16 protein-coding genes are annotated in these 21,480 nt (G+C 60.0%); 9 read left to right on the top strand and 7 right to left on the bottom strand.

Annotated elements, in window-relative coordinates; translation table 11 throughout:
* Window positions 1-24 precede the first annotated feature (24 nt).
* On the bottom strand, window positions 25-1,107 hold the full coding sequence (locus GO988_RS04880; RefSeq protein WP_157562377.1) for an efflux RND transporter periplasmic adaptor subunit: 1,083 nt from the start codon (window positions 1,105-1,107) through the stop codon (window positions 25-27).
* A gap of 708 nt (window positions 1,108-1,815) precedes the next feature.
* On the opposite strand from GO988_RS04880, the gene GO988_RS04875 reads away from it, so the two are divergent.
* Both GO988_RS04875 and GO988_RS04870 read left to right on the top strand, forming a co-directional pair.
* On the top strand, window positions 1,816-4,029 hold the full coding sequence (locus tag GO988_RS04875) for a choice-of-anchor I family protein (RefSeq protein WP_157562376.1): 2,214 nt from the start codon (window positions 1,816-1,818) through the stop codon (window positions 4,027-4,029).
* A 267-nt stretch (window positions 4,030-4,296) separates the two neighbouring features.
* Window positions 4,297-5,766 carry a PAS domain-containing protein gene (locus tag GO988_RS04870; RefSeq protein ID WP_157562375.1) on the top strand — a complete coding sequence of 490 codons (1,470 nt, stop codon included), beginning with the start codon at window positions 4,297-4,299 and terminating at the stop codon, window positions 5,764-5,766.
* 117 nt (window positions 5,767-5,883) lie between these two features.
* Here the strand turns inward: GO988_RS04870 and GO988_RS04865 are convergent, their stop codons facing one another.
* The gene (locus GO988_RS04865; protein ID WP_157562374.1) at window positions 5,884-6,150 is read right to left on the bottom strand and encodes a hypothetical protein; all 267 of its coding nucleotides are present in this window, start codon (window positions 6,148-6,150) and stop codon (window positions 5,884-5,886) included.
* Window positions 6,151-7,125: 975 nt separating this feature from the next.
* Here GO988_RS04865 and GO988_RS04860 point away from each other — a divergent pair.
* Window positions 7,126-9,414, top strand: coding sequence for a T9SS type A sorting domain-containing protein (locus GO988_RS04860; RefSeq protein WP_198172502.1), 2,289 nt, complete (start codon window positions 7,126-7,128; stop codon window positions 9,412-9,414).
* A 100-nt stretch (window positions 9,415-9,514) separates the two neighbouring features.
* Here the strand turns inward: GO988_RS04860 and alaS are convergent, their stop codons facing one another.
* Window positions 9,515-12,196, bottom strand: coding sequence for an alanine--tRNA ligase (alaS, locus tag GO988_RS04855; RefSeq protein WP_157562372.1), 2,682 nt, complete (start codon window positions 12,194-12,196; stop codon window positions 9,515-9,517).
* A gap of 174 nt (window positions 12,197-12,370) precedes the next feature.
* Here alaS and GO988_RS04850 point away from each other — a divergent pair, with 174 nt between their 5' ends.
* The 4 genes from GO988_RS04850 to GO988_RS04835 are packed head-to-tail and all read left to right on the top strand — an operon-like array spanning window position 12,371 to window position 15,873.
* Window positions 12,371-13,432, top strand: coding sequence for a glycoside hydrolase family 53 protein (locus GO988_RS04850; RefSeq protein ID WP_157562371.1), 1,062 nt, complete (start codon window positions 12,371-12,373; stop codon window positions 13,430-13,432).
* A gap of 48 nt (window positions 13,433-13,480) precedes the next feature.
* A complete protein-coding gene (locus tag GO988_RS04845) occupies window positions 13,481-13,837 on the top strand; it encodes a MerR family transcriptional regulator (RefSeq protein ID WP_157562370.1) in 357 nt (118 codons plus the stop codon).
* A gap of 49 nt (window positions 13,838-13,886) precedes the next feature.
* Window positions 13,887-15,011, top strand: a complete 1,125-nt coding sequence (gene dprA / locus GO988_RS04840) for a DNA-processing protein DprA (protein WP_157562369.1) — start codon at window positions 13,887-13,889, stop codon at window positions 15,009-15,011.
* A 58-nt stretch (window positions 15,012-15,069) separates the two neighbouring features.
* On the top strand, window positions 15,070-15,873 hold the full coding sequence (locus tag GO988_RS04835; RefSeq protein WP_157562368.1) for an aminotransferase class IV: 804 nt from the start codon (window positions 15,070-15,072) through the stop codon (window positions 15,871-15,873).
* A gap of 47 nt (window positions 15,874-15,920) precedes the next feature.
* Here the strand turns inward: GO988_RS04835 and GO988_RS04830 are convergent, their stop codons facing one another.
* The 4 genes from GO988_RS04830 to GO988_RS04815 all read right to left on the bottom strand — a co-directional run bounded on the left by GO988_RS04830 (window position 15,921) and on the right by GO988_RS04815 (window position 18,233).
* Window positions 15,921-16,094, bottom strand: a complete 174-nt coding sequence (locus tag GO988_RS04830) for a hypothetical protein (RefSeq protein WP_157562367.1) — start codon at window positions 16,092-16,094, stop codon at window positions 15,921-15,923.
* A gap of 317 nt (window positions 16,095-16,411) precedes the next feature.
* Window positions 16,412-17,206 carry a thymidylate synthase gene (locus GO988_RS04825; RefSeq protein WP_157562366.1) on the bottom strand — a complete coding sequence of 265 codons (795 nt, stop codon included), beginning with the start codon at window positions 17,204-17,206 and terminating at the stop codon, window positions 16,412-16,414.
* Between the two features lie 61 nt (window positions 17,207-17,267).
* Entirely contained in the window at window positions 17,268-17,720 is a 453-nt protein-coding gene (locus tag GO988_RS04820) for an ankyrin repeat domain-containing protein (protein WP_157562365.1), read from the bottom strand.
* A 264-nt stretch (window positions 17,721-17,984) separates the two neighbouring features.
* The gene (locus GO988_RS04815; protein WP_157562364.1) at window positions 17,985-18,233 is read right to left on the bottom strand and encodes a hypothetical protein; all 249 of its coding nucleotides are present in this window, start codon (window positions 18,231-18,233) and stop codon (window positions 17,985-17,987) included.
* Between the two features lie 188 nt (window positions 18,234-18,421).
* On the opposite strand from GO988_RS04815, the gene GO988_RS04810 reads away from it, so the two are divergent.
* Together GO988_RS04810 and GO988_RS04805 are read left to right on the top strand one after the other, a co-directional pair.
* Window positions 18,422-20,731: an efflux RND transporter permease subunit gene (locus GO988_RS04810; RefSeq protein WP_157562363.1), complete on the top strand. Its 2,310-nt coding sequence runs from the start codon at window positions 18,422-18,424 to the stop codon at window positions 20,729-20,731.
* A gap of 60 nt (window positions 20,732-20,791) precedes the next feature.
* Window positions 20,792-21,310 (top strand): FKBP-type peptidyl-prolyl cis-trans isomerase, encoded by a 519-nt coding sequence (locus GO988_RS04805; protein WP_157562362.1) that lies wholly within the window; start codon window positions 20,792-20,794, stop codon window positions 21,308-21,310.
* Window positions 21,311-21,480: the final 170 nt, after the last annotated feature.

Here is a 21,480-nt window from a genome sequence, read left to right as displayed (position 1 = left end):
TATAACGTTGCTAAGGTGTTGCCTCTACTCGCTGTATACCTTCAGGCTGGGGATAACCTGCTTCGGGGTCTGGTAGGTGTAGCTGATTTTATCGCCATCCTTCACCTTGCGCAAGCCTTCGAGCAGGATTTTCTCGTCGCCTTTCAAGCCATCGGATATAACGTACAGGTCCGGCATCTCCGACCCGATGGTTATCTCGCGCTGGTGCACTACGTTCTTGTTATCAACCACATAGACGTATTTCTTTTCCAGAATCTCGAAGGTGGCTTTCTGCGGGATGAGCAGGGCGTGCTTGAGCGGCACCGACATCAGTACGCTGCCGGTTTCGCCGTTGCGCAGCAGCCCGCCGGGGTTCGGGAAAGTGGCCCGGAAGGCGATGTTGCCGGTTTCGTTGTTGAAATCCGCCTCAATGGTTTTTATCACGCCGGGGTATTTGAACACCTCGTTGTTGGCCATTTTCAGGTTCACGTTCACGATGTTATCGGCTTTGGCCTGCTCTTTATAAGCCAGGTACTCCGCTTCGGGCACGTTGAAATAAACCCACATTTTGCTGTTGTCGGAGAGTGTCGTCAGCAAATCGCCCTCATTCACCACGCTACCCAGCCGGCCCTGAAAATGGTCCATGATGCCGTCGAACGGCGCCTTGATGGACGTAAACTGCAAGTGCGTTTGGGCCAGCGACACCTCGGCCTTGGCCTTGTCGAACTTGGCCTTGGACAGCGCCAACTCATTCTTCGACACGATGTTGCTGTCGGCTAGGCTTTTCGTGTTCTTGTATTCAATGCCCACGTAGTTGGCTTCGGCCTGCGACTTTTGCAGGTCGGCCTGGTACACCAGGGGCGTAATCTGGAACATGGGCTGGCCCTTGGTGACGGCCTGCCCCTCATCGACAAATATTTTCTGGAGGTAGCCTTTTTCCAGGGCCCGCAGCTCGATGTGCTGGTAGGCATGAATCTGGGCCACGTACTCTTTGGTAACGGTCGTATCCTTCAGCCAGGGGCTGGTAGTCAGAAGTTTAATCTCCTCTTCTTTTTCCTCTTTTTTGCTCTCGCAGCTGGTAAAGCCGTAGGCCGTGCACAAGCTCAGGAGCAGAAATATTCTTTTCATAAAAACGTTAAATACCATGATAGGCAGTTAATAATCCCGAAGATGTGATGGTGGGAGAAGCGTGCTGAATGAAGCCTGCCAGCCCGGGCGGCGCAGTGAGCGCCGGCGCCAGACGGGGAATCACGTAATCCTTCTGTTAAATGGCACGTGGGCAAGGCGACTGCTGTCGTTGCCGAAACCCCGCATCCATCGCGCAGATGGAATGGCCAAATAGATGTTTTTACATGCTTCGTAACCAGCTTTGTTCAGGTAGCCGCTGAACGCCAGCAAGTACTGCTGGCCCCAATCTAAATCTGTCTGTGAGAGCAAAACGGTGGGAATAGACCGACACTGCGTAGCTAGTGCCGTGCTGCTGGGTGGCACAAAATAATAACTACTACCTTGAAGACAATATGAAGAAATACCCGAAACGCAGGAAAAATCCTAACTTCATTCAGGAAATTCATCGACTTTTTCTGCAATTAAATTACTTTTATTCAGTCACTTATATTTAAAACCTTACGAGCTTTTTCCATAGTCGAGCTTTTTTTTAGATGCGGTAAGTATAAAGTGCTTGCCTACTGCTCTATCGCCTAGGTAGCGGCTCCCGCTCGCAACGACCCTACCCCCCACCGGCGGCGCGCACCTCGTAGCTATTTCGTAATATCCTTTTAATAGTGCCGCAATGGGCTACCGGTAGTTTTGGCTTCCTCCACTAACCCGTGCCGTATGCACCCGTACTTTTCCTCCTTCCTGCCCACCGCCCTAGTAGTGGGTTTTACGCTCTCGGCCGCCCACGCCCAGACCATCAGCCGGCCCAGCGCTACGCTCACGGTGGCCGAGCAGGCGGGCAGCCTGAACATCCCGCTCACCATTGCCAATGCTGGCGCGGCGGCCAGCACCGTGCAGGTGTCGTTGCAGGCGCTGGGCACGGCCACGGCGGGGCAGGATTTTACCTTTGCCGCGCCCCAAACCATCACGTTTCCGGCCGGGGCCACGGGCAGCCAAACGCTGACCATTCCTATCCTGGACGATGCCCTGGCCGAGGAAGCCGAGTACTTCGTGCTGCGGCTGCAAAACCCGACCAACGCCACCGTGGCGGCGGGCGCCACCGACATCCTGGTGTACATCAGGGACAACGACACCCCTACCCCCCCAGCGGCGCGCAACCTCGCCCTGAGCCTGGTGCAGAGCTACCAGAACGGCACCCCGTTTAGCGGCAGCACGCAAATAAATTCGGCCGAAATCGTGAGTTACGACGCCAGTACCAAGCGCTTGTACGTGGCCAATTCGGTGGGCGGCAAGCTCGATATTCTGAACCTAGCCAACCCGGCGGCCATCACGGCCGTGGCTTCTATCGACATCAAGGCTTACGGGGGCATCAACTCGGTGGCTGCCCGCAACGGGCTGGTGGCCTGCGCCATCGAGAACGCCACCCCGCAAGCCAATGGCAGCGTGGTGTTTTTCGACCAGAACGGCGTTTTTCAAAAGCAGCTGACCGTGGGCGCCCTGCCCGACATGATTACCTTCTCGCCCGACGGCCGCTACGTGCTTACGGCCAACGAGGGCGAGCCCAACGCCGCCTACACCGCCGACCCCGAGGGCAGCGTATCGGTGATTGACGTGTCGGGGGGGGTAGGGAGCCTCACGCAGGCCAACGTGACGACGGCCGGCTTCGCGGCCTACAACGGCCAGGCGGCCGCGCTACGCGCCCAAGGCATTCGCATTTATGGCGGGCTGGCCGGGGCGCCTTCCACGGTGGCCCAGGACCTGGAGCCCGAGTACGTGGCCGTGAGTGCCGACTCGCAAACCGCCTACATCACGCTGCAAGAGAACAACGCCATTGCGGTGCTCGACCTGGCGACCAAGCAGATAACCGCCCTGCGGCCGGTGGGCTACAGCGACCATCGGCAGCCCGGCCGCAGCCTCGATGCCTCCGACCAGACCACCGACGTGCTGCTCGCCAACTGGCCCATCAAGGGCATGCGCCAGCCCGACGCCATTGCCACGTTTGAGGTCAATGGCACGGCTTACTTGCTGACGGCCAACGAGGGCGACGCCCGCGACTACGCCGGTTTCAGCGAGCAGGTGCGCCTAGGCACCACCAGCACCAGCGCGCCCTACGTGCTCGACCCCACGGTGTTTCCGAATGCCGCGCTGCTGAAAAACAACAATGTGCTCGGCCGCCTCAACGTCACCAACAAGCTCGGCGACACGGATGGCGACGGCGATTTTGACGAGATTTACGCCTTTGGCGGGCGCTCGTTCAGTATTTATACTGCGGCCACCGGGGCCGAAGTGCACGACAGCGGCAATTTGCTGGAGCGCGTCACGGCCGCCGACGCCACGTACGGGTCCCTCTTCAACGCCAGCAACGGCTACGGCGAGGCGCCCGTGCGCAAGAACCGCTCGGACGACAAAGGGCCCGAGCCCGAGGGCGTCACCACCGGCCGCATCGGCGCCAATCTCTATGCCTTCGTGTCGATGGAGCGGGTAGGCGGCGTGCTGGTCTTCAACATCAACAACCCCGCCAGCCCGGTACTCGAAACCTACGTCAACAACCGCAGCCTCACGGCCGGCACCGGCGACCTCGGGCCCGAAGGCATTGTGTTTATTGCGGCCGCCGACAGCCCCACCGGCCAGCCCCTGCTGCTGCTCGCCAACGAGGTCAGCAGCACGGTGGCGGTGTACAGCATTCAGACGGCTACCGTAACGGCCACGCGGGCCGGGCAAGTGGCGCCGCCGCTGCTGGCCTACCCCAATCCCAGCCAGGGCAGCACCGTGCGCCTAAGCCGGGCGGTGTCGGGCACGCTGCACGACCTCACGGGTCGGGCCGTGCGCCAGCTCGTGGCTACCGACCAGGTGGCCACCACTGGCCTGGCAGCCGGGTTATACGTGCTGCGCGCCACCGACGGGGCCACCAGCAAGCTCGTAGTGCGCTAGCCCAGCGGTGCCCCTACCCCCCTCGCACGGGGCAGGGGGCCGCTGGGCTAGAAGTGCGGGTCAGGCCCGCGTTTTCTTCCTGGCGGCGCGGCCGGGGGGTAGGCCGCCGGCCCGCAGACGCTGCTATAATTTTCTGCATTAAATTGGCAGCATCGCCCTTTTTGCGGCGGTGCTGCCAATTTTTATTACCCTCCCAGTGAAACTACGTAGGAGGCATAACAATTTAGTTTAACGCTACCCGCTCTCTAATCTTCTCGCCTGCCGATTATGCCTGCCGTTTCCTCGGATTTACTACCCGTCTTCAGCGCCTTGCCGGGGGCGTACCTGCTGCTCTCGCCCGATTTGCTTATTGAAGCGGCTAGCGATACCTACTTAGCCGCTACGCTTACGCAGCGGGCCAACCTGCTGGGGAAATTCGTGTTTGATGTCTTTCCGGATAACCCGCAGGCGCCCGAGGCCCATGCCGTGCGCAACCTAAAAGCCTCCATGGCCCAAGTGCTGGCCACGGGCCAGCCGCACCAGCTAACGCTGCAACCCTACGACCTGCCCGACCCCGCGCGGCCGGGCCAGTTTGTGGCGCGCTACTGGCAAACCACCAACGCACCGGTGCTGGATGAGCAAGGGCGCGTGGTGCACCTCATCCACAGCGTGATTGACGTGACGGCCCAGGTACAAGCCGCCGACGAGCTACGCGCCAGCCAAGTTCGCGAGCAGGCCGCCCACGCCGAAGCCGAGCACCAGCGCGGCGAATTGCAGCGCATTTTTGAGCAGGCCCCGGTGGCCATCGCTGCTTACCGCGGCCCCAACTACGTGATTGAGCTGGCCAACCCGCTCGTGTGCGCCCTCTGGGGCCGCACGCAGGCCCAGGCGCTGGGCACCCCGCTCTTCGAGCTGCTGCCCGAAATAGTTGGCCAGGGCTACGAGCAACTGCTCGACCAAGTCCGCTCCACGGGCGAGCCCCACGTGGCCAAGGAAATGCCCTCGACCATTGACCGCCACGGCCGCCGCGACACCGTGTATTGGAATTTCGTGTACCTACCCCTGCGCGAAGACGACGGGCACATCACGGGGGTAATGGTAGTGGCCACCGAAGTGAGCGAGCAGGTGCAGGCCCGCCAGCAAATCCAAGACCTGAACGACCAGCTGGCGGCCGCCAACCAAGCCCTGCACACCAGTAACGAAGAGCTGCTCACCAACCAGGAAGAAGTGCTGCTGGTGCAACAGCTGCTAGAAACCCGCGTGGCCGAGCGCACCGAGCAGCTGGAAACTGCCCTGGCCGAAGCCGAGCAGCAGCGTACCAACGTGGCCCAGCAGCAGCGGCTACTCAACCAAATTTTGGGGCAGGTGCCGGCCAGCATCGCCACGCTTACTGGGCCCGAGCACCGGTATTCGTTTTTCAACGACCACTACCAGGATTTATCTGGGGGCCGCACCCAGCTTGGGCAAACAGTGGCCGAAGTATTTCCGGAAGTAGTGGGCCAAGGGTTTGTGGGGCTGCTTGACCAGGTGTACACAACGGGCGTTCCCTTCCAGGGCCGCGAAACGCCCGCGCAGTTGTTCGACCCTGCCACCGGCCGCCCCGAGCCGCGCTACGTGGATTTTATCTACCAGCCCATGCTTAGCGAACAAAACGAAATGCAGGGTATTCTGGCCTTCATTATAGATGTGACTGACCGCGTGCTGGCCCGCCAGCAGGCCGAGTCTTTGCAAGCGCAGTTGAGCGCCACGCAGCGCTAGCCGCCGGATACTACCTAAACCAGCCGGCGCCCGGCGGGACTAAACCCGGATTGGGTTTAGTCCCGCCGGGCGCCGGCTGGTTTGCTTGCTACACCTAGTAAGGGTAGGCAAACACAACTAGTTCAGGTAGAGGCGGTGCGTGAGGCGGAAGCGATGGGGCGCAAACGCGTTGTAGTAAGGTGCCTCGCCGCGAAACGTGAGGACGTGCACCAACGGAATACCCTCTAGGCGGCTCTCTACAACGCGCACCGGGTACATGTGACCTTCTTCGGGCCAGTCGCCGCTGTGGTTGGCGGGGCGGTCGGCCGCGTCGAGGCAGCAGGCATAATCCAGGTAAGGGGCGGCCGTGGTGGCCTCGGCAAGGGTGTAGCTAGCGACTTCCATAAAGGCAAAAATACGGTGAAGTGGACAGTTCTGGGCTGACTGCCTGGCCCGTAAGCCAAGGGGCGACCCAGAAACCAAGCCAAGCGTTGCGCAAAGCTCAGGCTTATTCTACGGCAATGCGGGGGTAGTAAGTTGCCTCGCCTCTTCAAAACTGCTTTAGGTATAAAATCTCCTTGCCTGGCGGGGCTCGCCACCGCAGCTTTTTTCTATTTCCCCTGCCAAAACGGGCCCCCTGCGCTATCTCAAACCGGCTACGGTGGCTGGGCACTGTCTTAAAGCCGGGCAGCGCGACTGCCGGTTGCGTAAGATGCGCCGCGCCCTCCACCCTCCGCATTACTTGCGGACGCAACAAGCTTGATAGGTGGCAAGCACCGGGGCGCCCTACCCCCCCGCACAGGCTCAAGCCCAGTCAGCGGAGCCCCATCAATAAGGCACTTTACTATACGAATACTGCAACTCGCTAGGTGAGGCACAGCCGGCCAGCAATTTCCCAATTACTTCTACTTTCCATTAGATTAATCTTATTTTTCTTTAGGACTATTTAGAATAAAATTTTGCACAAAATAAGCACTACTTATAAAAGCTATAATTTTTGTTTTAATTCTTATATTTAATCTATTATTCACATAATGAGTAACTTATAAAAAATAATTGCCTAGGTATTATTTTAATTTAAGTTTTTAATAAAATAGTATTATTTTTATTATAGTAATTAAGTATAATTGCCTATCACTTTTACGTGTTTATACTGATAAGCCAATTTTAGCAGTGGAGCTTACCTTTGCCCGCCTTAAAAAAGCCGCCTTAGCATAATACACCTTTATTCTTCACAAAGTACTAAAACCGCCACCCATGAGAAAAATTTACTCACTTGCCCTACTAGCTAACGCCCTGTTGCTCGGCCTCACCGCGGCGCCAGTTCAGGCTCAGGTTGCACTAACTAGTTTCGCACCCTACACCGAAAATTTTAACTCCTTGTCCGCCTCAGCCACAGCGCTGAGCGGCTTCGCTAACAACACGACCATCCCCGGCTTTTACGCTCAGGCGATGCTCGATGGGAGCCCCTACCCCAGCAGCGGCGCGGTGCCCTACACGGGCAACGACGGCGGCCAGCATCCAGAAGCTTTTTACTACAGTTTTGGCACCGCCGGCAGTACCGAGCGGGCACTGGGAGGCATTGCCACCACGTTTTACAATAACTCCAACAAGCCCATGGCGGGAACGGGCTACGTGGCCATGCGCGTGGTCAACCAGACGGGCCGGCCCATTGCCAACCTAGAGGTAAGCTATGCCATGGAGCAGTGGTACAACTCGGGCAAGGTAGACAAGGCCCAGGTTGGCTTTGATTATCAAGTGCTTGCTAGCGGCACCTTCGGGGGCATGATGGAAGCTGGCACTTGGACTTCCGTGCCGGCGCTGTCGCTAAACGCGCCGTCGACGGCAACGGTTATTGCCAGCAAAAACGGCAATGCCCCGGCTAATCGCCGCGTGCTGAATGCCACGCTTACCGGTATCAACCTGGCCGTAAACCAGGAGATAGTATTGCGCTGGAAATATGTGCTCAACACCGAAACCAACGGCAACGGCCTCTCCGTCGACGATGTATCCATCACGCCCGAGGCGGGCGCCCTGGTGACGGGCACCGGTACGCAGGCGAATATTTTCTATTATGCCGGCACGGGCGACTTGAAAGATAGCCGGAACTGGTTATCGCCGTCGGCGCGCACCAACCCGGCCTCTTTCACGGCCGATAACCAGATTTTTTACATCGCTACCCCCGGCCAGTTCCGGCTCGACCGCAACCTGGTTAGCGGCACCAACTCGAAGCTTATTATTGGCGACGGCACTACCAGCAGCCAGGTAGCGGTAGCCATCCAGTCGCAGGCCGGCGACCCCAGCACGACCATCGACGTGGGCAGCAACGGCCTGTTGGAGATTGACGGTGAAGCGGGCACCCTACCCCGTCTGGGCAAGCTGAACCCCACCAGCACCGTTTACTTTAATACGAAACGCACCAATATCCTCCTAAGCTGCAGCGCGTTCGGCAACCTGCGACTGGCCACCAACACGGCCTCGCTGGCCTGCAACCTGACGGTGGCCGGCAGCCTGAGCCTGAGCAAGGGCAGCTTGGTGCAGCTCGGCACCTACGACCTGACAGTGCTTAAGGGTGGTGCCGTAAGCACCGATGGCACGGCCTACGTGGTGACCAACGCGGGCGGCGCGCTGCGCCAGACGGTATCGCCCAGCCAGCCGGCCGTGCTCTTCCCAGTGGGGCAGGCTACGTACAACCCGGCCTGGCTTTCGCAGGCGGCCACCGGGGTCGAAGATGTATTCGGCGTTAGCCTCAGCGATAGCGTGTATGTGAGCTACGTGACCGTGCCAACCCTACCCGCCGGCGGTGATAAAGGAGAAGGCCGCGATAAAAAGGGCACTGGCGCGGTGGCCAAGAATTCTACTACCCTGGTCAATCATACCTGGTATATTTCGGAAGCAGACCTGGGCCATTCCAACGTGACCGTGACGCTGCAAGGAGCGTTGCCCACCGGCATGACGCCCGCCCAAGTAGCCGTGGGCCACTACCACAATGGCGTGTGGGAAAGCGACGCTAAGCAGCGCGGCGCCGCCGCCGTGGTAGACCCCACCAGCAACCTCTATCGCTTCACCCGGGCCGGGGTAACCGATTTTTCGCCTTTCGGGCTGTACGCTTCGGCCCCTCTGCCAGTAGAGCTGTTGGCTTTTACCGCCAAGCGGACCGCCACGGCCGTTACCTGCGCCTGGGCCACGGCTTCGGAGCTCGACAACGACCACTTTGTGCTGGAGCGCAGCCTCGATGGGCAGTCGTTCCGCGCCCTGGCCTCGGTAGCCGGCGCCGGCAACAGCCTCAGCCGCCACGAGTACAACTGGGTAGATAACCAGCCCGCTAGCACCCTGGCTTACTACCGCCTGCGCCAAGTAGACCGCAGCGGCACGGAGGCTTTTTCGCCAGTGGTGGCCGTGGGTGGCACCGCTACCGGCCTAGTGCTTCAGGCCTACCCCAACCCTAGCCTGGGCACGCTGGCCCTCACCATCGGCACGCCGACCGCCACTACCGTGCGGGGCAGCCTGACGACGGTGCTCGGCGCGGAAGTCCTGCACTTTACCCAGGCAGTGGCCGAGGGGACGCAGGCCCTACCCCTCGATTTGAGTGCATTGCCGGCCAGCGTCTACCTGCTCCGCGTCGAAACTCCCCAGAGCGTCCAGACCTTGCGCATTGTTAAGCAATAAAGCGAGTTCCGCTCAGTATAAACCAAAAGAAGGGCTCCCGCATTGGGAGCCCTTCTTTTGGTTTATACTGAGTTCTGAGCGCTACGGCCAAGCCCGTAGCCTAGGCAACACCCGCAATAAGCGCTTCGGCCTTGCCGATGGCGGCGCCTAGCCCAGCCGCGTTTTTGCCGCCGGCCGTGGCGAAGAACGGCTGCCCGCCGCCGCCACCCTGGATGTCCTTGGCCAGCTCGCGCACCAATATGGTGGCGTTGAGCTTACCGGCCTGGGCAATTTCATCGGCCAGCATCACGGCGAGTTGGGGTTTGCCGTCGATTTCGGCACCAAGCACCAGCACGAGGTTCGGCACGGCCTGGCGCAGGTCGTAGGCCAGCTTTTTGAGGGCATCGGCGCTGCCGGCCTGCACCTGGGCAGCCAAGAAATTGAGGCCATTCACCTGCTTCACCTGGGCAGCCAGCTGGTCCTTCTGCTGGTTGATGCTTTGCTGGGCGAAAGACTCGATTTGCTTGCGCAGGTTGGCAATCTCCTCGCCTTGCTTTTCGAGGGTAGGGAGCAGGTGCTGCGGGTTGCCAAGGGTTTCGCGCACCTGGCTGAGCAAGTCGAGCTGTTGGTCCACAAAGGCTTCGGCAGCGCCAGCCGTTACGGCCTCAATGCGGCGCACACCCGCGCCCACAGCGCTCTCCGCCGTGATTTTGAAGTAGCCGATGCTGCCCGTGTTGGCCACGTGCAGGCCGCCGCACAGCTCCACCGAGTAATCTTTATCGAAGGTAATGACCCGCACAAAGTCGCCGTACTTTTCGCCAAACAACGCCATCGCGCCCAGGTTCTTGGCCTCGGCGATGGGCACGTTGCGGCGCTCGTCGAGCGGAATCTGCTGGCGAATGCGCGCATTTACTACCCCCTCGATTTCACGCAGCTGCGCCTCCGTCACTTTCGTGAAGTGCGAAAAGTCGAAGCGCAGCAGCTTCTCATTCACCAAGGAGCCTTTTTGCTGCACGTGCGAGCCCAGTACCTCACGCAGCGCAGCTTGCAGCAAGTGTGTGGCTGTGTGGTTATTACGGATAAGCGCGCGCCGCGCCGCGTCGGGCCGGGCGATGAATTCGGCCTCCAGCTCCTGCGGTAGCTCCAGCACGGTGTGGATGATGAGGTCGTTTTCCTTCTTCGTGTCTAGCACGCGCACCTTGCTCAGGTCGCTTTCGAGGTAGCCGGTGTCGCCAATCTGGCCGCCGCTTTCGGCGTAGAACGGCGTCTGGCTCAGCACGAGCTGATACTCCGTTTTGCCTTTTTTGTCGATTTTGCGGTAGCGCAGCAAGCGCGCCGTGGCCTCGTCCTGGTCGTAGCCCACAAACTGGTTAGGCAAGTCGGTTTCGGTCACGGTCACCCAGTCGCTCTGCTCGGTTTCCTGAGCGTTGCGGCTGCGGTTTTTCTGCTGCGCCAGCTCCTTGGCAAAGCCTTCTTCATCCACTTTCAGGCCTTTCTCGCGGGCGATGAGCGCCGTCAAATCCAGCGGAAAACCGAAAGTATCGCTTAGCTCAAACGCCGTTTTGCCGTCAATCACGCCGCCGTTCTGGCGGGCCGCTTCTTCGAGCGTATCGAGGCGGCGCAGGCCGGTTTCGAGGGTTTTCAAGAACGCAATTTCTTCTTCCTCAATCACGCGCGTGACAAAAGCCTGCTGGGCTTTCAGCTCGGGAAAAATGCCCGCCAGTTGGTCGGCTAGCACCGGCACGAGCTTATACAAGAAGGGCTGCTTTTGATTGAGCGACGAAAACGCGTAGCGCACTGCCCGGCGCAGAATACGCCGAATCACGTAGCCGGCCTTCACGTTGCTCGGCAATTGGCCGTCGGCGATGGTGAAGGCAATGGCCCGGATGTGGTCGGCAATCACGCGGATGGCGATATCCGTTTTCTCGTTTTCGGTGGCCGGCTGGTCGTTCACCGTGGCCGGCGAGGTGCCGTGGTATGCCACGCCCGCTTCCTTGGCAATAAACTGGATAAGCGGTTGAAACACATCGGTATCGTAGTTCGACTTCACGCCCGAAACCGCCATCATCAGGCGCTCGAAGCCCATGCCGGTGTCCACGCTCTGGGCGGGCAACTTGATGAGCGACTTGTCGGCCAAGCGCTGAAACTCCATGAATACGTTGTTCCAGATTTCGACTACCTGCGGGTGGTCGGCGTTCACCAGCTCACTGCCGGGCTTTTGAGCTACTTCGCTTTCGTCGCGCAGGTCGATGTGGATTTCGGTGCACGGGCCGCACGGACCCGTATCGCCCATCTCCCAAAAGTTGTCCTTCTTATTGCCAGGCAAGATGCGGTCGTCGGTGGTGTATTGGCGCCAGAGATTTTGCGTCTCCGCGTCGGGGCCGAGGCCGTCGCCTTTATCACCCTCAAAATAAGTCACGTACAATCGCTCTTTGGGCAGCTTATACACCTCCGTCAGCAGTTCCCAGGCCCAGGCGATGGCTTCGGTCTTGAAATAATCGCCAAACGACCAGTTGCCGAGCATCTCGAACATGGTGTGGTGATAGGTATCGTAGCCTACTTCCTCCAAATCGTTGTGCTTGCCACTGACGCGCAAGCACTTCTGCGTATCGGCAATGCGCTTGTAGGGCGCGGGCCGGTTGCCCAGGAAGTAGTCCTTAAATGGGGCCATACCGCTGTTGATAAACAACAGCGTGGGGTCGTCCTTCACCACAATCGGGGCCGAGGGCACGATGTGGTGGCCTTTGGACGCAAAAAAATCGAGAAATTGCTGGCGAACGTGGCTGGCGGTAGGAAGCGACATAACTTTAAAAAAAACGGCCCACATTTGTGGGGCCGCGGGCTGCACAAAGGTAGCTTTCTAAAACAGTAGCGCGAAACGGGTGGTTCAGCCGTAGCGCTCCCTACCCCCTACGGCCGGCCCAGGCGCTTGCCAGTAGCGCCGTCGCCACATCAACCCACTCGCTTTTTGCTTCGTATGCCCTTCTCTTTCTGCTCGCTGACCCGCCGCCTGGCCCTGCCAGGCCTGTTGGGTCTGCTGCTTAGCCTACCTCCCACTTTTGGGCTGGCCCATCGCCCGGCCAAAGCTGCCGCCCCGCGCCCTCGGCTGGGCAAGGTGCTGGGCGCCGACATTTCCTTTTTGCCGCAGCTCGAAGCCCGGGGGATGAAATTTTCGGACAAAGGCGTGGAGAAGGATGCCATTCAGATTCTCAAAGACCACCACATCAACTACATCCGGCTGCGGATTTTTAATAACCCGGCCGCCGACAGTGGCTACTCGCCCCACAAAGGCTTCTGCGACCTGCCTCATACCCTGGCCATGGCCAAGCGCGTGAAGCAAGCCGGCCTGAAGCTGCTGCTCGACTTCCACTACTCCGACACCTGGGCCGACCCGCAAAAGCAGTTTAAGCCCAGCGCCTGGCTGGCGCTCAGCGGCCCGGCCCTCACGCAGGCCGTGCACGACTATACCAAGCAGGTGCTGCTGGCCCTGCAAGCCCAAGGCACGCTGCCCGACATGGTGCAGGTGGGCAACGAAATCAACCACGGCATGATTTGGCCCGATGCCCAGGTGCAACTATCTGATAGCCTGGCGCGCTACGACACGCTGGCCCGGCTGGCGCAGGCGGGCTCCAGCGCCGTGCGCGAAGTCAACCCCAACACGCTGGTGATGCTGCACATTGCCCTCGGTGGCCAAACCCAGCTTTCCAACACCTGGCTCGACCGCATGGCGGTGCACAAGGTTGATTTTGATGTAATTGGCGAGTCGTATTACCCCAAGTGGCACGGCACCATCCCCGACCTCAAGGCCAACCTCACGCAGCTCGCCCAGCGCTACCCCCAGGATGTGGTGGTAGTGGAGTACTCGGAGCGCAAGCGCGAAGTCAACGACGTGGCCTTCAGCCTGCCCGGCGGTAAGGGCAAGGGCAGCTTTATCTGGGAGCCGCTCAATACCTGGGAGGCCGTGTTCGACAAGCAGGGCCACGCCAACGACTTGCTGCCGCTCTACGACGAAATCGCCCGGAAGTACCAGATTAAGTAAATTAGCCGCCATTTAGCCTGCGGCCTACCCCCCGCCCACCCCGCCCCCATGCCGTATAAAGAGCGCGACATTACCAAGCAGTACTTCACCATTGGCGAAGTGGCCGAGCAGTTTGGCGTGGCCACCTCGCTCATCCGCTTCTGGGAAACCGAGTTTACTGAACTCAGCCCGCGCAAAAGCAAGAAGGGCAACCGCCTCTTCACCCAAACCGACGTTGATACGTTTCGCACTATCTACCACTTGGTTAAGGAGCGCGGCTACACCATTGCCGGCGCCCGCGAAATGATGAAGCAAAAGGGCGGCCAGCTCAAAGACAAGATTGACGTGATTCAGTCGCTGGAAAAAGTGCGCGGCTTTTTGGTCAATTTAAAGAAGGAAATCGACGCCGCCAACAAGGGAGAATAAGATTAGCGAAGTACCTATATACGCCAGCATGGCGTTACTTTGCCGGCCTATGGCCCCCACCGACGACCTTTTTCACGAACTTGCCCTTACGCTGCTGCCCGGCATCGGGCCGCAGCTCACGCGGCAGCTCATGAGCTACGGCTCGTCGGCCAAAAACGTGTTTATGCTGCCGCCTGGCAAGCTGCGGCGCATACCAGGGGTAGGCGAAGCCACCGTCAAAATCCTGACCGGCCCGGCCCGCACCCTGGCCTTGCAGCAAGCCGAAACCGGGCTGCGCAAGGCCGAAAAAGAGGGGGTAGAGCTGCTATTTTACACCAGCAAAAGATTCCCGAGTCGCCTCAAGCTTATTGCCGACGCCCCGGCCCTGCTTTACTACCAGGGCCCGGCCGACTTGAATGCGCCTAAGGTGGTAGCCATTGTGGGCACGCGCCAGTCTACCGACTACGGCCGCGAGCAGACGGAGGCCCTGGTGCGCGGCCTAGTGCCGCACAACCCACTGGTAGTAAGCGGCCTGGCCTATGGCATCGACATCCTGGCTCACCGCGCTGCCCTGCAGGAAGGCTTGCTGACAGTGGGCGTAATGGCCACCGGCCTCGACGTGATTTACCCGGCCGCCCACCGCAAAACGGCCGAAAAAATGCGCGAAACCGGCGGGTTGCTTACCGAATTTCCCTTCGGCACTGGGCCCGACCGCTACAACTTCCCCTCCCGCAACCGCATTATTGCGGGCCTAGCCGACGGCACCGTGGTAGTAGAAGCAGCCGACAAAGGCGGCGCCCTCATCACTGCCGAACTGGCCCTGAGCTACGACCGCGACGTGCTGGCTGTGCCGGGCAACGTGGGCTCGCCCGCCTCAGCGGGCTGCAATAATTTAATTAAGAATAATAAGGCCGCCCTCTACGCGCAGCCCCTCGATTTAGAGCAACTCCTGAATTGGGACGCGGCGTTGTACCAGACCGGGAAATTTCAGCCGCCCCCCACCTACGCGGCCGACGACTTCTCGGCCGACGAATTTGCCTTGATTTCGGTGCTGCTCGCTACCAAGGAGGCCCTCATGGACGACCTGGCTTGGCGGGCGCAGCTGCCCATTCACGCGGTGGCTTCGCTGCTGCTGGGGCTCGAGTTTCGGGGCGTGGTGCGGGCGCTACCCGGCAAGAAATTCGTGCTGCTTTAAGGACCACGGATTAACGGGGAGTTTAACGGATTTCACGGATTTTATAGCTGGTGCGGGTATGCAGGTGCTTTATAATGGGAGCTTGGTAAGCGGCGACACGCTGGCCCTACCCCTGCCCAATCGGGGGTTGGCGTTTGGCGATGGCTTTTTTGAAACTTTGGTTTTTGCTGAGGGGCGCCTGCGGCTGGCTGCCGACCACGCGGCCCGGATGCAGCAGGCGGCGGCCGGGCTGTACCTAGCCCTCCCTACCCCCTTGGCCACGGCTGAGGCATTGGCGGCTACGCTCGTTGCGCTCGCGGCCGCTAATGCCTGGCCGGCCGCTCGCCTGCGGCTGCAAGTGTGGCGGGGCGGCGCCGGGCGCTACACCCCGCCTACCCATGCGGCCGAGTGGCTGGCCACCGCCGAACCCTTTGCCGCCGACGATGCCCCCCTAGCACGCGCCGACTTCGCCCTAGAAACCAATTCTTTGCTTTCGCCCCTTAGCTTTTGCAAGGGGCCACAGGCTTGGCTGTACGTGCGCGCCGCGCACGAGCGCCAGCAGCGCGGCCTCGACGAGATTATCCTTTGCGATGCAGCCGGGCACGTGGCGGAGGCCGGAGCGGCGGCCATTTTTTGGCTGAAAAACGGCCAGCTGTTTACGCCCGCGCTAGCTAGTGGCTGCGTGGCGGGCGTGCGCCGGGCGGCCGTGCTGCGCGCCGCGCGCGCGCGGGGCCTAGAGTGCCACGAAGGGCTATTTGCTCCCGCCGCGCTACTCGCGGCCGAAGCAGTTTTTACGGCTAATGTGGCAGCGCTGCGGCCCGTGCAGCAAGTAGGCAGCGTCCGTTTTAGTGGGGAGGTACCGGCGGGGCTAGCGCAGTGTTGAGGGCAGCCTGGCGCGAGTTAAAACCCGGCGCTGGCAGCACCGTCAAACTACTCTACTGTGCGCAATAGCTTCAGGCGCTCCCAGTCGGCTTGGTAGCGGCGCAAGTCGGCTTCGGTTACTTGGTAACTGGCCAATATGGTGTCCCGCGGCCCATAGCCTAAATGAAGAGCGCTCAGCGCAACTAAAGACCGGTGCAGCGTCGAGAGAAAAGGGATATGCACGGCGAAGAACGAGTAAGGTGGGAATATAGCAGACGAAATACAATTCAAGTGCCAAACTTCCCGGCGCTTTGTGACAGCAAAAATACCATCAGCAGGCCCTATTTCCTCGTTTTTAGCCCTAATAAGCCAATTTCTAGCTGAACGAGCTTATTTTCTCGCCAAAAAAATATCGAAATAATATAATTATAGCTTACCTACCTACTTATTTGGCTCGTCGGCGGCCTTGGCAAGGGTAGGTGCGGCGGGCCAGCAACGCGCCTACCCCTGCCAAAAACAGGGAGCTTGCAGCACCCACACCCCGCAGCACGCCAGCCTTGCTACACAGCCACGGGCGCCTTAATAGCTGGCCAGGGCGCGTAGTTTTCCAGCCGAAAATCGTCGAACTGAAAGCCAAAGATGTCGGTCACGGCTGGGTTTAGGTGCATGGTGGGGAGCGGGTGCGGCTCGCGCGCTAGTTGCATCCGGGCCTGCTCGAGGTGGTTGCGGTAGAGGTGGGTGTCGCCACCCGTCCAAATAAACTCGCCGGGCTGCAAGCCCGTTACCTGGGCCACCATCAGCGTGAGCAGCGCGTAGGAGGCAATGTTGAAAGGCACGCCCAGAAACACGTCGGCCGAGCGCTGGTAGAGCTGGCACGAGAGCCGGCCGTCGGCCACGTAAAACTGAAACAGCGCGTGGCAAGGTTGCAGCTTCATGTCGGGCAGCTCAGCCACGTTCCAGGCGCTAACCAGGATGCGCCGCGAATCGGGCTGCGTTTTCAGCTGCTGAATCACCTGGCTAATTTGGTCGATGTGCCCGCCGTGGCCGTCGGGCCAGCTGCGCCACTGGTGGCCATACACGGGGCCGAGGTCGCCGTGCGCATCGGCCCACTCATCCCATATCTTAACGCCGTGCTCTTTGAGGTACGCGATGTTGGTACTACCCTGCAAAAACCACAGTAGCTCGTAGATAATGCTCTTCAAGTGGACTTTCTTGGTTGTCACCAGTGGAAAGCCCTCCGCCAGATTAAACCGCATCTGCGGGCCAAAAATGGAGAGTGTACCCGTGCCCGTGCGGTCCGTTTTGACGGTGCCGTGGTCAAGAATTTGGCGAAGGAGAGCTTGGTAAGGGCGCATAGGATAATAGGGGGTAGCGGGCCACAAAAATAGCAGCTACCGGCCGGCCCTGCGCGAGGAGTTAGTGCAGCTTTTGCGCGAGCAGGGCCACCGTTTCGGCGCTCCCCCCCTCTTTGGCCAGCGCCAGGGCATCTTTGCCGTCATCGTCCTTGGCCTTGGCATCGGCGCCGTTGGCTAGCAGTAATTCCACGATGGCTTTGTTGCCTTTGCCGGCAGCGGCCATCAGGGCGGTAGCCTTAAACCCGTCTGGCTGATTGACTTGCGCCTTGTGCTTGAGTAGCAGCTTTACCAGGTCGAGGCTGCCGTTGGCTGCCGCCGTGATGAGGTAAGTAGTGGGGAAGCCCGGCACTATCTCGATGGAAGCATTGGGGTTGGCTCCAGCCGTGAGCAAAGTTTCGGCCGCGGGGGCATTATTTTTTAGAATAGCCGTCGCCAGCTCTTTGCTCGGTGCCTGGGCGAAGCAGGTAAAGGTGAAGCAGGAAAGCGTGATAATGAAGAGTATAGCCCTTTTCATTTTATAAGAATAAGTCAATTCATAACAAAGGTAATAATGGATTCACGCTTCCTATAACTAGTACGCCCTTGCCGAAGCCGCAAAAATCCAATTAACATTCATCCGCGCATCACATCGGCAGCTAAGGCGATAGCCAAAAAAAGCCATCCCAATCTTGGGATGGCTGAGTTCTGTAAAACCTGTATTACAGGTGTAAGCTGTACTTCCTGGCCTTTAGCTAGCAGCGTTGATACCGCTTGAGCGAGCGCCAGGCTTATCGGCGACTTATAGCGACTTCACTACCGGAGCTTTGTTGGCGGCCGTGGCGGGGGTAGCGGCTTTGGCGGCGGCCATCTTGGCGCGGCAGCAGGCGGGCATACCGGCCATGCTAGCGCCAGCCATGCCTTTCTCGCACTTAGCGGCGGCTACGCCGGTGCAGGCGTCTTTTTTGCCTTTGGCGGGCTTATCGCCATCGTGGGCGAAAGCGGTGGCGGCCGAGACTAGTAGGGCGAGGGCGAGCAGCGACTTTTTCATATTGAATAAGAGAAACAAAAGGGTAAAACCGGGGGTTTAGAAGAGTTGCGGCTTCTAAAGTACGGACTTTTTCAAAAAGTTCGACGGGAGCCGCGGCCGAACCTGGGTCCGCCCCAAGTCGGCTTTATTTCCTGACCTGCAAAGGGGACGGTGGGCTGCCCCTACCCCCTCTTTGCGCCATTGGTTCTATGTCCCTTCGTCGAATTGCCCACCTCACGCTGCTGGTGCTGGCCCTGCTTACCGGGCTGGCGGGCTACTACGCCGCCCAGTTGCGCTTCAACTACAATTTCAACGATTTTTACCCCGCCGGCGACCCCGATTTGGAGTATTTCCAGGGCTATACCCAGCGGTTCGGCAACGACAACGACTATTTGCTGCTGGGCCTCGAAGCGGCGCCCGGCCAGACGGTGTTTGCGCCGCAGTTTTTGGCGCAGGTCGATAGCCTGACGCGGCTGGCGCGCCGCCTACCCCGCGTGGTGAGCGTGACCTCGCCCACCACCCTCACCAATCCCGTGGTGGAGGGCTTTGGATTTTATAACCTGCCCTACCTGCACCCCGCCGAGCCAGCGCGGCGCGCCGCCGACTCAACGCTGATTTTCCAAACGCCGGGGCTGGTAGGCAATGTATTCAGCCCCGATGCGCGGGCCGTGGCGCTGGTTATTCAGGCGGCGCCCGACCTCAAGAAGCCGGCCGGCGACTCGCTGCTGGCCGCCCTGCGCCAGGGCCTGGCGCGCGCCGGGCTGCCCGCCGAACGGGCGCACTTTGCGGGCCGGCTGGTGGCGCAGTCGGTGTTCGTAGACCGGCTCCAGTGGGAGTTGGTGGTGTTCATGAGCCTGTCGGTGCTGCTCGTGACGGGGCTGCTCTGGGCTACCTTCCGCACGTGGTGGGGGGTAGTGCTGCCACTGGTAGTGGTGCTGGGCGCCATCTTGTGGGGCCTGGGCGTGATGGGCGCCTTCGGCGTGAGCATCGACCTGATGACGGCCCTGCTGCCGCTGATGCTGTTTGTGGTGGGCATGTCGGATACTATCCACATTATCAGCCGCTACGTGAGTGAGCTGGGCTACGGCGCCGGCAAAAAAGACGCCCTGCGCATCACCATTAAGGAGTCGGGCTTCGGCTCGGGGCTGTCGGCACTGACCACCAGCATCGGCTTTTTCACCTTGATGACGAGCACCATCCGGCCCATCCACAACTTCGGGCTGTTTACGGGCGTGGCGGTGCTGCTGGCTTTCTTCTTGAGCTTTACGCTGCTGCCAGCCATGCTGGTGCTGCTTAATAAGCCCGCGCTACGCGAGCCGCGCTGCCACGGCCACGACTGGGACGGCGTACTCGGCCGCCTCTTTACGGGTGTACTGCGGCGGCGCCAGCTTATTTATACCTTAAGCACCCTGATACTCGTTGCGTCGGTGGGGTTGGCCACGCGGGTGCACATCAACTCGTCGCTGCTCGATGACTTGTCGAAGAACGACCCGGTACGGAAGGATTTCGCCTTTTTTGACGCCAAGTTTGCCGGGGTGCGCCCCTTCGAGCTCGAGCTGAAACCGGGGGGTAGGCGCACGATTTACGACCCGGCCGTGCTGCGCGAAATCGAGCAGATTGAGTACTACCTCGGCACTACCTACGGCTTGCGCTTTGCGGCCTCGCCGGCCACGCTGGTGCGCGCGGTGCGCAAGTCGCTGCACGGCGGCGAGCTGGCCGAGTACCGCCTGCCCACCGACTCGGCCGAGCTAAAGAATATCACGGCGCGACTCACACAGTTTCGCAAGCGGCCCGAGTTTCGGGCGCTGGTGCTGCCCGACGGCTCGGCTGGCCGCCTCACCGGCCGCATGGAGGATGTGGGCAGCATCCGGGCTGACATTCTGAACACCAACCTGCGCCACTACCTGCGCACCCAGCTCGATACCACGGTGCTGCGCACCCGCCTCACCGGCTCGTCTAACCTCATCGACAAAAATAATGAGAACTTGACCCTGAACATGATACAGGGCATGGCCATTGATATTTTGATGGTGACACTCATCGTGCTGGCCCTGTTTCGGTCGTGGCGCATGACGGTCGTTGTGCTCATTCCCAACCTGCTGCCCATCCTGGTGGTGGCGGGCGTAATGGGCCTGGCCGGCGTGAATATGAAAGTGAGCACGAGCATCATCTTCACCATCGCCTTCGGCATTGCGGTAGATGATACCATTCACTTTATCAGCAAATTGCGCCTTACCCTAGGCCACGAACCCAACGTGTTCAAGGCCGTGCGCCGCACCTATTTGCTGGCCGGCAAGGCGGTTATCGTCACCTCCATGATTCTGGTGGGCGGCTTCTGCACGCTGTTGTTCTCGTCATTCGACGGCACCTTCTACGTCGGGCTGCTCATTGGGCTCACGCTGCTTTTTGGGGTGGTGGCCGAGCTCACGCTCCTACCCCTGCTTATCCTGGGCGTGTACCGCGGGCGGCAGCCCGTACTGGTGCCGCCGGTGCCCGATGCCGTCGGCGCAGGCAACTAAGCTCAGATACTCGGACCGCGGAATAAGCTGAGGAGCGTACTTTTACGCTAAATTTTGCTTATGAAAATATATTTTTTCGCTGGGTTTCGCCAACTATTGCTCCTGGTTTTGGTCGGGGCCGCGGGGGCTTTTACCACGGCTTGCAGCCATAAAGACGATAGCGTTGTCAGCGCCAATTACTCGGTCGCGGATGAAACTACCATCAGCAAGTACGTGGCCGACAATAAGCTGACGGCGGCCCAGCGCCAAACGTCGGGGCTGTACTACGTGCCCCTCACCAGCAACCCGACCGGCACGCCGGCCGCCGCGGGCAAAACGGTGTCGGTGCTCTACACCGGGACTTTCCTAAACGGGACGGTATTCGACGCCTCCTCGCAGCACGGTAATACGCCCATTGATTTCGTGCTGGGCACCGGCCAGGTCATTACGGGCTGGGACCTGGGCATTGCCCTGATGCACAAGGGCGAAAAAAGTATCCTGCTGATACCGTCGGCGCTGGCCTACGGGGCCACGGGCCGCGGCGCCATTCCGCCCAATACCGTGCTGCGCTTCGATGTGGAGCTGGTGGATGTGAAATAAACCGGCCCGTTGGCCGCCTACCCCCTATTAAAAAGCGCAGCCTTCCTCACGGGGGCTGCGCTTTTTAGTTTCATAGACTATGGAGGGCAAACCTCTAAAACTACGTGGGTCGAAAAGTAACGTCCTGCTTCGCCTGGCGAAGGGCGAAGCAGGACGTTTTAAGAAGGCTT

This window comes from Hymenobacter ginkgonis (assembly GCF_009755225.1).
Lineage (GTDB): Bacteria > Bacteroidota > Bacteroidia > Cytophagales > Hymenobacteraceae > Hymenobacter > Hymenobacter ginkgonis.
Note: the sequence above shows the minus strand (reverse complement) of the source record. Positions and strands in the feature narration are given on the sequence as shown.